This window comes from Methanoculleus nereidis (assembly GCF_032944295.1).
GTDB lineage: Archaea > Halobacteriota > Methanomicrobia > Methanomicrobiales > Methanoculleaceae > Methanoculleus > Methanoculleus nereidis.
Genome location: NZ_JABFFQ010000009.1, coordinates 39,062 through 52,304 on the forward strand (window position 1 = coordinate 39,062; position 13,243 = coordinate 52,304).

General features: G+C 64.8%; 14 protein-coding genes. 8 read left to right on the forward strand and 6 right to left on the reverse strand.

The annotated features are described in order from the left end of the window. Positions 1 to 14 precede the first annotated feature (14 nt). A complete protein-coding gene (locus HL657_RS10740; RefSeq protein WP_317296815.1) occupies positions 15 to 536 on the forward strand; it encodes a hypothetical protein in 522 nt (173 codons plus the stop codon). Here the strand turns inward: HL657_RS10740 and HL657_RS10745 are convergent, their stop codons facing one another. Both HL657_RS10745 and HL657_RS10750 read right to left on the reverse strand, forming a co-directional pair. Beyond that, positions 537 to 1,526: a hypothetical protein gene (locus tag HL657_RS10745; RefSeq protein WP_317296816.1), complete on the reverse strand. Its 990-nt coding sequence runs from the start codon at positions 1,524 to 1,526 to the stop codon at positions 537 to 539. 84 nt (positions 1,527 to 1,610) lie between these two features. Beyond that, positions 1,611 to 2,087 (reverse strand): pyridoxamine 5'-phosphate oxidase family protein, encoded by a 477-nt coding sequence (locus HL657_RS10750; RefSeq protein WP_317296817.1) that lies wholly within the window; start codon positions 2,085 to 2,087, stop codon positions 1,611 to 1,613. Positions 2,088 to 2,169: 82 nt separating this feature from the next. Between HL657_RS10750 and HL657_RS10755 the strand changes: the two genes are divergently transcribed. Next, entirely contained in the window at positions 2,170 to 2,298 is a 129-nt protein-coding gene (locus HL657_RS10755) for a hypothetical protein (RefSeq protein WP_317296818.1), read from the forward strand. Positions 2,299 to 2,453: 155 nt separating this feature from the next. Beyond that, positions 2,454 to 3,821 (forward strand): hypothetical protein, encoded by a 1,368-nt coding sequence (locus HL657_RS10760; RefSeq protein ID WP_317296819.1) that lies wholly within the window; start codon positions 2,454 to 2,456, stop codon positions 3,819 to 3,821. Between the two features lie 24 nt (positions 3,822 to 3,845). On the opposite strand, the gene HL657_RS10765 is transcribed toward HL657_RS10760, so the two are convergent. Next, positions 3,846 to 4,343, reverse strand: a complete 498-nt coding sequence (locus HL657_RS10765; protein ID WP_317296820.1) for a metallophosphoesterase — start codon at positions 4,341 to 4,343, stop codon at positions 3,846 to 3,848. Positions 4,344 to 4,599: 256 nt separating this feature from the next. Between HL657_RS10765 and HL657_RS10770 the strand changes: the two genes are divergently transcribed. Continuing rightward, a complete protein-coding gene (locus HL657_RS10770) occupies positions 4,600 to 4,770 on the forward strand; it encodes a hypothetical protein (RefSeq protein ID WP_317296821.1) in 171 nt (56 codons plus the stop codon). 45 nt (positions 4,771 to 4,815) lie between these two features. On the opposite strand, the gene HL657_RS10775 is transcribed toward HL657_RS10770, so the two are convergent. Both HL657_RS10775 and HL657_RS10780 read right to left on the reverse strand, forming a co-directional pair. Further along, complete coding sequence (locus tag HL657_RS10775; RefSeq protein ID WP_317296822.1) at positions 4,816 to 6,048, reverse strand: GNAT family N-acetyltransferase; 1,233 nt, start codon at positions 6,046 to 6,048, stop codon at positions 4,816 to 4,818. A 9-nt stretch (positions 6,049 to 6,057) separates the two neighbouring features. Beyond that, positions 6,058 to 7,248 carry an ATP-binding protein gene (locus tag HL657_RS10780; protein ID WP_317296823.1) on the reverse strand — a complete coding sequence of 397 codons (1,191 nt, stop codon included), beginning with the start codon at positions 7,246 to 7,248 and terminating at the stop codon, positions 6,058 to 6,060. A gap of 37 nt (positions 7,249 to 7,285) precedes the next feature. Here HL657_RS10780 and HL657_RS10785 point away from each other — a divergent pair, with 37 nt between their 5' ends. The 3 genes from HL657_RS10785 (at position 7,286) to HL657_RS10795 (ending at position 9,915) form a co-directional block, all read left to right on the forward strand. Continuing rightward, entirely contained in the window at positions 7,286 to 7,423 is a 138-nt protein-coding gene (locus HL657_RS10785) for a hypothetical protein (RefSeq protein WP_317296824.1), read from the forward strand. A gap of 219 nt (positions 7,424 to 7,642) precedes the next feature. Beyond that, positions 7,643 to 9,235 (forward strand): NAD+ synthase, encoded by a 1,593-nt coding sequence (locus HL657_RS10790; protein ID WP_317296825.1) that lies wholly within the window; start codon positions 7,643 to 7,645, stop codon positions 9,233 to 9,235. Beyond that, complete coding sequence (locus HL657_RS10795; protein ID WP_317296826.1) at positions 9,235 to 9,915, forward strand: endonuclease III domain-containing protein; 681 nt, start codon at positions 9,235 to 9,237, stop codon at positions 9,913 to 9,915. The genes HL657_RS10790 and HL657_RS10795 overlap by 1 nt, the downstream gene beginning before the upstream one ends. 794 nt (positions 9,916 to 10,709) lie before the next feature. Here the strand turns inward: HL657_RS10795 and HL657_RS10800 are convergent. Beyond that, on the reverse strand, positions 10,710 to 11,192 hold the full coding sequence (locus HL657_RS10800) for a hypothetical protein (protein WP_317296827.1): 483 nt from the start codon (positions 11,190 to 11,192) through the stop codon (positions 10,710 to 10,712). A 203-nt stretch (positions 11,193 to 11,395) separates the two neighbouring features. On the opposite strand from HL657_RS10800, the gene recQ reads away from it, so the two are divergent. Further along, complete coding sequence (gene recQ, locus HL657_RS10805; RefSeq protein ID WP_317296828.1) at positions 11,396 to 13,204, forward strand: DNA helicase RecQ; 1,809 nt, start codon at positions 11,396 to 11,398, stop codon at positions 13,202 to 13,204. The last annotated feature ends 39 nt before the right edge of the window (positions 13,205 to 13,243 follow it).

A 13,243-nucleotide genomic window follows, 5' to 3' on the forward strand; every position in this document is an offset into this window, starting at 1 on the left:
CCAACTCGCAGCCCATGAACAGAACGGCAGCAACCACCGAGCCGGTGCCGGCGGCTCTCGGCAGGGTGTTTCCCACCCTCATGGCCGCATCCCTCTCCGGCAGGGTCGTCACGCTCCCGGACGTTGCGGAGGGCGACGTTTCGCTCATCGTCCTCGTCTTCCTCGAGTCTGCCGGGCCAATCGCGGATTCATGGAGCGGGCCCTTTGCCGGGGCGTTCACCGAAAATCCCCGGGTGACGACCTATCTCGTTACGGTTGTCGGCGACAGCCTCATCGGGAGATCCCTTGCCGACCGCATCCGGCAGGGACTCGCGGGCGGCGTCCCTCCCGCACAGCACGACCTGGTGCTGACGGTGCCGGACGATATCGAGCGGTGCCGGCGGGCCTACGGGATCGACGATGCGTCGCTCGCCTACATCTACCTCCTGGACGGGCGCGGCATCATCCGCTGGATGGAGAAGGGAACCGCCACGCCGGAAGGGCTCACCGGGCTGATCGATACGGCGCAGGGGATGCTCGACCCGCTCCTGGAGTAATCAGGACGGTGTGTGGCGGCGTGCCGGCAGGGTAGCGGCGACAACGGCGAGCAGCGGCCCGACCACGAGCCCCGCCCAGGTGACGAGGGCGAGAACCCCGAGCGCCACCATGGCGATGCGCTCCCCGGCCCCGATGTGCCTGCGAAAGGCCACCAGGAGCGCCGAGACCCCGAGAAGAACGGGGATGAGCCCGAAGGCGAGGGTCAGGAGGAGAGCGGCGCCGGGGTTCGTTCCTGCGGCCGCGATGGCCGTCTGCATCAGGGTCATGGCGCCGCTCCCGATGAAGAGGAGACCGGCAATCGCTCCGGAGAGGGTGAAGAGAGATCGCCGCCGCCGGAGCAGCAGGGCGGCTCCTATCGCGAGGACGGCGATCATCGGTGCGAAGATCAGGAGGAGCGGCTGTCCCTCGTGGCGGTGGATGGCGGCGACGTCGACCGGGATCCGGATCCACTCTCCCACGGTAAATGATTCGACGTAGCCGAGCGCGAGGGCGTAGTTCCCTCCCTCTCCCGATGTGTAGACCGCAAGGGTGTAATCGCCGGCCGCCGGTGCCGGCGTATCGATCCGGGCGAGTCTGTAGAGTTTCGACGGCGTGAACGGTTCGTACTCCGGCTGCTCTGGAAGCCTCCCCGGCACCGTTATCGTGCCGGCGCCCTCCGGGACCTCGACATAGGGCGGGATGGTGCCCGAACGCTCGATGCCCGGCCCCGCGAGCACCATGCCGGGCACGAACCCGCCCGCACGCGGGACCTGGAGCGTCGCGTATATCCGCTCCCCTTCCTCCATCCGGAACCGGTAGTAGCGGGCGGCGGGGCCGTCGGGCAGCGTGCCGTAGATCACCCACGACTTCGCAGGGTCCTCGATGACGAACGCCGGGTCCGGCGAGGAGCCGTCCCGGGCAAAGAGGGGAGCGTGAGCGAGGGCGGGCGGTGCTGCCAGCAGTGCGGCGAGAAGAACGGCGATTGCCGCATGGCGTCGGGAAGGGGGCATAGCCGTCCCGTGCCCTTCCGGCTCATAATGGTTCCGGCACCCGGGACGGGCGGCGGCCCTGCCCCGGGGTCCCGGCAAAAAGGGTTAGAGGTTTTTCAGGGCAACGATATCGGTCACGCCGGTAAGTTTCCAGATGTTCGAGCGTTCTTCGGAAGCGATCGCTTCGAGCGGCTCTTCGGGCTTGTGGCCGAGCGCCGCAAGGATGTTCTGCGAGAGGTTGTGCGCCTTGATCATGCTCACGAACTTCTCCCGGATGATCTTCTTCTCGATCGCGTCCTCAAGCTGCACCAGGTACCCCTGCATGGTCACGAACGTGTAGCAGGAGAGGTCGCCGGAATACTTCTCGATCTCGACGGAGACGTAGGGGTGCTGCCGGAAGAGGTCGTTCTTCCTGCCGTACTTGGTCGCCAGGAAGTAGAGAAACTTTCCATCGAAAACGTACAGGAACGGAGCGATATACGGGTATTTACCCCCCTGAAATGCAATACGGCTGACAAACCCTTCCGCGATGAGTTTATCGTACTCTTCTTTATCCATACTCGGGATCTTCACGATCTCCATCAGGCATCCTCCTATGCCGGTAACCTGCGAGAGTTCATATAAGTTTCCACAGGAAGGCATTCCATCTCCGGAGATAGGGTAAATGCCCGACCAGGACGAGCCCTGGGACGGAATTCTCTGGTTTTACGGCACAATCAGGAGGAAGAGGCTGCCCGCAGGCCCTGCTGCATCAGGAGAGGCGGTAAAGGTTTTTTTTGCCGGCCGTTCCTGACTTCGGCCTCCCTGGAGCGTAGTTATGCGGGCCAATGTGCCGACCCGCAGATGGATGATAGCCGTCGGTACAGGAAATGGTTTCTCCGGAGAGGCCTTTTTTTAAAACAGGCAATATAATAATATTTATATTCAGCAATTGAAAGAAAAATGCACATGAGCAAACATCGTGAGAATGCTCTAATTTTCTTAGGGATTGCCGTCTGCGCGGGATTCCTCCTCTCAGTACCGGCTGTTGCCGGCTCCGGCCAGGGGCTCATGACGCTGGAGTCTGGAGAACTGTTACCGTTCTCATTCAACGCTCTTTCGGCGGCGGAGAACGAATCTGAGCCATCCAGCACCTCCATACCCCCGGACGACACGGTTACCCCGGATGCAGGGAACGCCTCCGATGCGACCCCGGCACTCCCGGATACGGAGAACGCTTCCGACGCATTCCCGGCACTTCCGGGCGAGGAGAACGCTTCCGACGCATTCCCGGCACTTCCGGACGGGTGGAATGCTTCCGGTGAAGCCCCCGTCCCGACCGGGCCCGGTGTCCCCGATCCAGATCAGGTAGTGCCTGCGATTGATGCGCCTCCGGACGAGACCGGCAACTACGACGACGAACGGCTGATAAGGCTGATCAGCACCGCCAGCATCCGCCTGATGAGACTCTCGATGGAGCATGCGCATGCCCTCTACCAGCAGGATGCGGACGCCGCCGCCGTAGCGGCGGACGACCTGCACGCGTTCTCCGTCAGGCTGCTACGCGAGGTGCAGCCGCTTCAGGTCTCTCTGGAACGCCAGCCCGTCAAGGACGAGTTCATCAGGTCGATCGGCGCATACTCCGCGGCAAGCGAGACGTTGCTCGACCCGATGAATACCAGCGGAAATGCCGTTTCGACGGCCTTCAGGGACCTGACCATAGCATCGGAAGGCCTTGAAACGGTTAGCCAGCAGGCCGGGGAGTGGCAGCCGGCCCCCGGCACCCGTATGTCCGTGATGAGCGCCGGGACACCTACCGCAGGGCCGATCCCGGCCGCACCGCCGGAGAAGGTGCTCCCGCTCCTGGACCGCTACACGTATGACGACCCGTCAGGCGAGAATATGGTCTCGCTGCTTGCGGAGTCCACCCGGACCGCAACGGAGTACCAGGAAGTCTCCACCAATGCGTCGACAACGAAAGTCGAAGCGGGCGAAGGGCGCATGTTCCTCCTCGTTGCCGTCAAGTCGACCAACCTCGGGCACAAGGGCGACTCCGACCTCTACACCATCGAGACACCCGGACGGGACGCATTCGTTCTCGAATACCAGGGGTCGACGGTTGCGCCCCTGCAGGCCCCGCCCTTCACCACGCTCGGTGAGTCGTTCGACAAAAAGCCACTCGAGCGGTACGAGTCGCTGAAGGGCTATCTCTACTTCGATGTCCCTGAGACGCTCGAGGTCTCCGAGGCAACCTTAAGGGCGGATCTCGGGGATGCCGGGACGCCTGCCTGGGAACTCGAAACAGAGCTCGGCGAAGAGCCAGAGGATGCGGTATAACCCGCACCGTCCTTTTTTCCCGAATCACAGGGTGATCAGTTCCACGTTCCGGGTCACGGTATCCAGCACGGCAATGGTCGGCCGGCCGGACAGGTAACCGCAGGCCTCCCCGGGGTTGACGACCAGCGTCGACCCGAGGACCCGGACCACCGACTGGTGGGTGTGGCCGTGAACCACGACATCGAAGGCCTTTCGCCCGATGAGCGCCTGCAGAAGTTCACGGTCGTCACCGTGCAGCAGCCCGATCGTCATGCCGCCCGCAGTGACGGCGGCAAACGCTCCCCGCAGGCTGAGCCTGTCGTGCTCGGCGAACCGTGCCGAAAGGAGCCGGTGGTCGCCGTCGTTGTTCCCGAGAACGCCGATCATGGGTGACTGCAGGTTCGCAAGCCGGGGGACAACGAACGGCGAGACGTAATCTCCCGCATGCAGTACCAGGTCCACCCGCTCCCTGTTGAGCTGTTCTACAGCCGCGTCCACCATTTCGAGGTTGTCATGTGTGTCCGAGAGGATGCCGATGCGCATATATGGATTCCTGACCGCCGTCACGATATATATGGCTGTTCATCGCCCCGGCGCTCCGGCAGAACGGCGGGGTGCCACAGGAGGCATACCCGACGCGCGCTTTTACCCGCACCGTCCCGGAAATCCCGGATATTCCGGCGTCCTTCGGCTTTTTAAACAGGAACATCTTTATTTGACTGCTATCTGATACTGAGTAGGAGCACGCTCCCGGGGGTGCGCCGGGAGTGCTGAACCAATGGATTCGTGGAGGTATAGCATGTGGGCATACGTCAAACGATCTGACGGTCGAACAGAGGAGCGAGAGTTTCCTGCCGGGGTTTCTATCGAGATCGGCGACATCCTCGAAGACGGCTCGGTCGTCGTCGATGTTCCGTATCCGGACGATATCGACGACGAGGCGGAAGTTCCGGCCCTCTACGACGACTGAACCGGTCGCGCCGTCGAAGACGGCAAAGACTGTTCCGGTCTCTTCTTATCGCTGGAACCGGCCCGCGGCACGCCGCATCGGCTGGACGTTCGTTCCTTCCATCTCACCGAGAGCAAACGCGAACCTCTCCCGGATGGTCGGCGGAAGATCGCTCTCCGGTATCGATATGAACCCGTACTCCCCGTAGAAGTCGACGAGGTTCCGGACCGCGTGCATGTACAGGATGTCGTGCTGGCACGCCTCGACGAGTGCGTCCATCGCCTGCCGGGCATACCCCCTGCCCCGGAACCGGACCGGGGTGAAGACCCCGTCCACCTCGTAGCCGTCCGGGTGCCGCCGGCACCGGGCAACGGAGACGAGGGTGCCGTCCGCAAAGACCCCGAATATCCGGTCCGTCTTCGGGTCGGCCTTCAACTCGTGGTAGTCGAGCCAGATCTCTTCGGCGAGCCCGAACTCCTCGCTCCGCAGTTCCCGGACCTCGATCTGCAGGTGGATCGAGACCGCCAGCACCAGCACCGGCGGCTTTACACACCCCGCGACGGCGCTCGCAACGCTCCCGAGCGTCGCCCTTCCCGCGGCGTCGCGTTTTCCGATGCGCGGGATCACGACCGCAGAGGCACCGATCTCGTCCGCCACGGCACAGATGGTGCGCGCCGGGTCTCCGGCCCGTACCAGCGCCTCAATGTTTCGCCCCGTGGGAGAGAGGCCGGCACGAAGAGACGCAAGCCGGTCACCGGCCTCCTGCTCCGTCTCCGCGTGTCCGGGTTCGACGACGTGCAGGAGCACCGCCGTCCCGGTCCCAACAGGGTCTTCCAGGGCCGCGCGGACCTCAGGAGACGGTGCCGCGAGATCGGTCGGGGCCAGCACCCGTGCAAAGAGCGGCGGCCGGCTGTCTCCCGACTGCGGGACGATCAGAACATGGGTCCGGGCATCCCGGAGCACGGTGGCCGCAACGTTCCCGGAGAAGAGGTTCCGGAGCAGGCCCTGGTCCCTGACCCCCATCGCGATCAGGTTCGCACCCCTCCCGGCGGCGGCTTTGAGTATCCTCTCGGGGACAGGCGTCCCGTCGTCTTCCGCTATCACCACCTCGGCGGGGTATCCCTGCTGCTGCACCCGCTCCTGCATCCGGCGGAGCACGTCTTCGGCAGGCGAGGGGCCGGCCGCTGTCCGGGCGTGGAAGAGGACGACCTCACGGACGCCCGGGACCTCACCGACCCGCTCCGCCATTGCAGCGGAGGCATCGGAGAGGTCTGTCGGGATGAGCACCTTTGCAAACATGGTTTCACCTCAAATGATCCGGTATCCGTCCGGAGGCACGTGTATCACGAACCTCGCCCCCTTACCAGGCGTCCCGGTCTCCTGGATCGTCATGCCGGTGATGGAGAGGATCTCCCGGACGAGGAAGAGCCCGAGCCCGCTCTCGGTGCCGATACCGTATGCAAATATTCTCTCTTTCTCTGTTTCGGGAACACCCTGACCGTCGTCCTCGACACAGATCGAGAGCCCGTCGTCCCGGATCCGGTAGGTGATGACGACCTTTGAAACTGTCTTCCCGTGGCGGGCTGCGTTCTCGATCAGGTTCGCAAAGACCCGGTCGAGCATCGGGTCGGCGAAGACCTCGACCCGCTCCACCCAGGGCCGGACCGATATCCCCGGGAGCAGCAGACACGACGCCGCTTCCCGGACCACCGCCTGTAGCGGCTGCCACCCCGGCGGCCGGAGGCCGAGGTCCTGGTAGTCGCGGGTGATCTCGGCGCGGCGCTCCACGAGCCGGGCATCCAGGGAGAGGTCCTCCAGGTGCCGGCGGACGGCGGGGTCGTCGAACTGCCGCATCCCTGCGGCGATCCGCTCAAGGAGGGTGGATACCGCCGCCATCAGGTCGTTCCGGGTGAGCCTGCCCAGCATGTTCAGTTTGGCATTTGTCCGGCGGAGCGCGTCCTCGGCGTTCGTCCGGGCGGTGATGTCGACAAGCGTGAGGACGATCCCGCCGCCGGTGAGCCGGCCGCCCGACGCGAGCACCCGGACCGCGGCCCCATCGGCGCGGCGGAGGACCGTCTCATACTCGTAGACGGCACCGTTCCGGTCGATCTCCGTCCTGAACGCTTCCCAGGCACCGGGGTCGTCGAGGAACGCGGCGACGGGCTTGCCGATCAGGTCTTTTTCCGTGGAGCCGAGAAGGGTGGCGCCCACGTAGTTGGCCTCCTCGATGCGCGGGCCGGCCTCTCCCATTGCAACGATGAACGTTCCCGCCTCGGAGTTGTCGAAAACTCCCCGGTAGCGCTCCTCCTGCTCCCGCAACCGGAGGGAGAGGAGCGATACAACGGTGCCGATGGCAGCGAAGACCACCGCCCGCGCGAGCGTCGGGACGACCAGTCCGAGATCGCTCCCGGCGAACGGCAGGATCAACGCCAGGTAGCCGAGGGCGAGGGCGATCGAGAAGACGATGCCGCGGCGGGGGAACCAGTAGGCGGCAAGCACGATCGGCAGGTACAGCAGGTGCGGGAGGACGCTGGTGATGCCGGCTAAAAGCCCGGCGGCGTTTGCGGCGAAGGCGATGAGGACCGATGCCGCGAGCAGGAGGAGCCGGGTATCCTCCCGCGCTGACCGGCGGCGCCCGGTGATCAGGCTGTTCGCCTCCGGATACGGTTATTGAGCACAGCCGCCCCTCCGAATAGCCAGGCGGGGAACACCATTCCGCGGTACGCTCTCTGCATGTTCTCTACAAGGCGCTTTGGCGTTTAGGCTTTAAAATGGATCTGATCGGCCGGCCGGCCCTCCGGCTCCGGCGGCTCCGTTCCACGCAGACGAGATCATGCAAAAGGCATATGCCATCCGTTCCGCCATTATTGATCAGGATAATCCGGGAGCAACCATGAAGATCTCACTCCTCCAGGTGAACACGGTTGTCGGCGACCTCGCCGGCAATGCCGACCGGATAGCGGCAGGCGCCGTGGAGGCAGCCCGTCACGAACCGGACCTGATCGCCGCTCCGGAACTCTCCCTGACCGGATGCCCTCCCCGCGACCTGCTGCTTGATGCGGGATTTATCGCACGGAGCATCGCCGTCCTGGAAGACCTGGCCGCAAGACTCGCCGGTGCGCCGCCGGTGCTCGTCGGTTTCGCCGGGCCGAACCCCGACGGAACCGGCCGGCCGCTCTGCAACGCCGCCGCCCTCCTCCGAGACGGGGCGGTAGTACAGACCTTCCGGAAGGCCCGGCTCTCCTCCGGCCCGCTCGACGAAGGCCGCTACTTCGAGCCGGCGGCCGAACATCCCGAACCCCTCCGCATCGGCGAAAGGACGGTCGGGGTCGCTATCGGTGAGGAGGTCCTGTGCGGCGGACCGGTGCCGGATGTGATCGTGACCCTCTCCGCATCGCCGTTTGCCGCCGGCAGAGGGCGCCTGCGCGAGGAGATGCTCTCGGGGGTCGCGAAGGAGTACGGGGTCCCGGTCGCCTCGGTAAACCTCGTCGGCGGGAACGACGACCTGGTCTTTGCCGGCCGGAGTTCTGTCTTCTCCGCAGACGGGACCCTCATCGCCCGCGGTGCGGCCTTTGCCGAGGACGTCGTGACCGTCGATCTCGCCCGCCCCGTCCCGCAGGCGGTCGCGCCTGACGACCGGGGAGTTGAGGCCGAGATCTGGCAGGCGCTGGTGCTCGGCACCCGCGACTACGTCCACAAATGCGGGTTTAGATCCGCCCACCTCGGCCTCTCCGGCGGGATCGACTCCTCGCTCGTGGCCGCCGTCGCTGTCCGGGCGCTCGGGCCGGAGAACGTCCTCGGGGTGCTCCTCCCCTCCCCCTACACCTCCGCCGAAAGCATCGAGGATGCCCGGGAACTTGCGGCGAACCTCGGGATAAGGACATACTGCCTCCCGATAACCCCGGTGATGGAGGCGTTCGACGGCACCCTCGCGGGGGTCTTCGCCGGGCTCCCCCCCGACATCACGGAGGAGAACCTGCAGGCCAGGATCCGGGCAACGGTCCTGATGGCCCTCGCAAACAAGTTCGGCTCCATGCTCCTCTCGACCGGGAACAAGTCGGAGGTTGCGGTCGGCTACTCCACGCTGTATGGGGATGCGGCAGGGGGGCTATCCGTGATCGGCGACGTCCCGAAGGGGATGGTCTACCGGATAGCACGGTGGCTGAACGCGAAGGGACCTGTCATCCCCGAGCGGGTGCTCAACAAGCCGCCCTCGGCGGAGCTCCGGCCCGGCCAGACCGACCAGGAGAGCCTTCCCCCCTACGACCTCCTCGACGCGATCCTTCACCGCCACATCGACTGCTTCGAGTCCCCGGGCGAGATCATCGCCGCCGGGTATCCGGGGGAGACGGTGCGGGACGTCCTCCGGAGGGTCGAGCAGGCGGAGTTCAAGCGCCGGCAGGCCCCGCCCGGGATCCGGGTGACCGACCGGGCGTTCGGGACGGACTGGCACATGCCGATCGCCGCGAAGCCCTGGTGGCGGTGATGGCGGCGACGCTCACCGAGGACCTCACGCTCGTCTACGACGCCCTCTTCGCGGCGTTCGGCCACCAGGGCTGGTGGCCTGCAGAGACGCCCTTCGAGACGATGGTCGGCGCGATCCTGACCCAGAACGTCTCCTGGAAAAACGCGGCGCAGGCCGTCCGCAACCTCGAGGACGCCGGGATGCTCGACCCGCACCTGCTCGCTGCGGCCGATCCCGCTGATATCGCCCGCCGGATCGTCCCTTCCCGGTTCTACAACCAGAAAGCGGAGCGGATCCATGAGTTCGCCGGGGTCTATGTTGCCGAGTTCGGGGCCGACCCGGCGGCGATGGCGGCCGTGGAGACCAGGGAACTCCGCGAGCGGCTGCTCGCCCTCCGGGGGTTCGGGAAGGAGACGGCGGACACCATCCTGCTGTATGCCTGCGAAAAGCCGGTCTTCGTCGTCGACGCCTACACCCGGCGGATATTCTCGCGCTACGGCCTCCTCCCCGAAGGGGCGTCCTACGACCGGACACAGCGCCTCTTTGCCGAGAACCTCGACCCTGACGTGGCCCTCTTCAACGACTACCACGCCCAGATCGTCTGTCTGGGAAAGACCGTCTGCAAAACGTCACCGCTCTGCGACCGCTGTCCCATCCGGGAGGTTCGCGGGACGCTCCGGTGCGCCGTGGGGCGGATGTGAAGGGTGTTGGGTCTTTCCGGGTGTGACGGACGGAACGTCCGGAGCGCGAGCACCGTCAGATACGGGGTACACACAGCGGAACGACGGGTGTAGGAGCACTAAGGGAGCAAAGCGCGAAAAGAACACGTCAACAATCGCACGAACTTCGCGTTCTCAAAGACCTTCGGTCTCCTCGAACCCCGCTCCTTCGGCCAGTCGCTAGTCCAAGACCTTCAGTATCCTCCTGCTCCAGTTCTTCGCACCTCACGGTGCTCACGTTCCCGGCCTCTGGCCAGTCGCGTAACGAACCATCACAATCGCCATGACTGCCCCCGCCCCAAGGGCGGGGGAGGAGGCCGAAGGCCGGGCGGGGTGGGGTTTTCAGACATCGCTACATAAGGTGGAGACAGGGGGGGGGGAATGCCCCCCTCCCCGTCAGCCCCACCCCAGTGGCGATAGCCACCACGGTCCACTGCATGGGGACATGCTAGTGGGAAAAAGGCCGGTTCTAGGGACAAGCCGGGCCCAGCACCAACTTCATTGGCGTAGAGGAAAACAAAAAAACTTCAACAGAGCGCGCCATGAGCCGTTGGCTCATAGATGACCATGAAAAACAGCGATGGCCGATCCATTGGTTCTAGTTGATACTTTGCATACCCCTAGAGGATTTTCATACCAGCCTGTGATACACGTCTCTCTCACCTTCGCTTTCTTCGCGGTTTCACGTGAACGTGCAGAGCGTGGATGATGATACGGCTCGCGCAAAATGAGCGGTGACTCTCCCCGGTGCGCCGGCGCCAGGGCGTGACCGCCGCCTACTTCTTCCGGTAGATGTTCAACCCGATCTTGATCTCCTCGTGGTCCGGCACCGAGACGTTGCCCTCGGAGGAGGCGATCGTGATCGACTTCCCGCTCTTGGACTCACCGAACTCCTTTGCGAGATCTATCCGTATGGTGAGGATATTCCCCTCGACCGTCATATCGACGTTCTTCATGCGTACCTGTATGCATCTTAGGGGAATATGCGCATCGGTGCGGTGCCGGGTGGTGCGAATCGCGAGGACGATCCGGGCCGGGCCGAACCCGGGCAGCCACCCATCGTGCCCGGACAACCGAACGCGAGGCAGGGTCCGGGCAGTGAGTGCAGTTGCCCTTCCGTAGGGACTCTCATAGGGCTGCACCCATGGATCCTGCCACACATCCATGTCGTCTGCGAAGAGTACTGTCTGGGCGGAAACCCCAGGGGCAATGGCCGCGGCAAACGCGACCAGAGCTAAAAGATAGGTGATTCGTTTCATACGAACTCACGGGGGGGGCAGGAGGGATAATCCCGCTATTATACCTTTCCGTGAACCAATGAGGCCGGTGTGGGGAAACTCTATTTCGCTCCCACGGCCCTCCGGGTGCCCGATGCCGGCGGTTGCTCGAGCGTGGGGCCGGAACAACAAACCCTATCCCACTCCCCGCCCAACCGTACCAGCACATCGGATCTTGTGGCGTAATGGATGTAAAATATCATTATCTCGAGAAATACTTCGGCTATACGTCGTTCCTCCCCCACCAGGAAGCGATCGTCGATGCCGTGCTCGCCGGGCGCGACGTCCTCGCCGTCATGGCGACCGGGGGCGGCAAATCCCTCTGCTACCAGCTCCCGGCCCTCGTCTTCGGCGGGCTTACGGTCGTCGTCTCGCCGCTCATTGCCCTGATGAAAGACCAGGTCGACGGTCTCCGGGCAAACGGCATCCCGGCGGCGACGATCAACAGTTCGCTCGGGCGCGGGGAGCAGAAGATCATCGAGCGGGTGATCCTCGAAGGCCGCATCCGTGTGCTCTACGTCTCCCCTGAGCGGGCCGTGCAGCCGTTTTTCCGCTCGCTCATCGCAAAAGCCGACGTCCGGCTCATCGCCATCGACGAGGCGCACTGTATCTCCATGTGGGGCCATAACTTCCGCCCCGAATACCGCCGGCTCCGGGTGCTCAAGGAGCGGTTCCCCGCAGTCCCCATCATCGCCCTGACCGCGACCGCCATCCCCGCCGTCCAGGACGACATCGCGGTGCAGCTCGCCCTTTCGAACCCGACCCGGTTCGTCGGGAGTTTCAACCGCAAAAACCTCACCTACCGGGTGGTGCCGAAAGCCCGCTACTTCCCGCGGCTCGTCGCCTACCTGACCGAGCACCCAAACGACGCCGGCATCATCTACTGCTTCTCCCAGAAGGCGACGGAGGACCTCGCGGAGAAGTTGCAGAAGAAAGGGTTCCCGGCGCTCCCCTACCACGCCGGTCTCCCCGACGCCGTCCGCACCGAGCACCAGGAGGCCTTCTCCCGCGGCGACGCCGCAATCATCTGCGCCACCGTCGCATTCGGAATGGGCATCGATAAGCCCGACGTGCGGTTCGTCATCCATACCGACCTCCCGAAGGACATCGAGTCCTACTACCAGGAGACCGGCAGGGCGGGGAGGGATGGGGAACCGGGCGACTGCATCCTCTTCTATTCCCGGGGCGACTACGGTGCGATCCGCTACCTCATCGAGAAGGAGAGCACCGACGCGACGCAGAAGGACATCGCCTACCGCAAAGCCGGCGCGATGCTCGATTACTGCGAGACCCCCGGGTGCCGGAGGAAGTTCCTGCTCGCCTACTTCGGCGAGGCCTATCCGGATGAGCGGTGCGGCGCATGCGACCGCTGCGAGACGCCGGTGAAGGTCTTCGACGGGACAGAGGCCGCGTCGGCGGTCATCGCCTGCATCCGCGAGACAGGGGAGCGGTTCGGCGCGTCGTATGTCGCCGACGTGCTGGCCGGCTCAACAAGCGCGAGAGTCCGCGAGAACGGGCACGGCCGGCTTGCTGCCCACGGCTTCGGATACACCCGCGACCAGTGGCTGCTCTTCATCCAGGAGATGGTCGGGAAGGGGTTCATCGCGTCGACCGGCGGCCGGTACCCCGTCCTCGTGTCAAACGGCCGGAGCCGGGAGGTGCTCGCGGGCGCTCTCGTGGTGCCGCTCACAGAGCCGCGTCCGGAAGGTGTCGTGGCATCGGAACCCGCAGACGACTACGACGAAGCCCTCTTCCTCCGGCTCCGCCGGCTCAGAAAAGTCGTTGCCGACCTCGATCGCGTGCCGCCGTTCGTCGTCTTCCACGACCGAAGCCTCAAGGAGATGGCAACGTTCTACCCGGCCACTGGCGTTGCGCTTCTGCGGATATACGGCGTCAGCGAGGGAAAACTGCAGCGTTACGGCAGGAGGTTCCTCGACGCTATCGACCGGCACTGCGCCGAGCAGGGGATCGGGCCGGAGCGGCGGAGCGGGTGACGCGGCTGCAACGCCCCGGATCGCCCGTAACTCGATGCG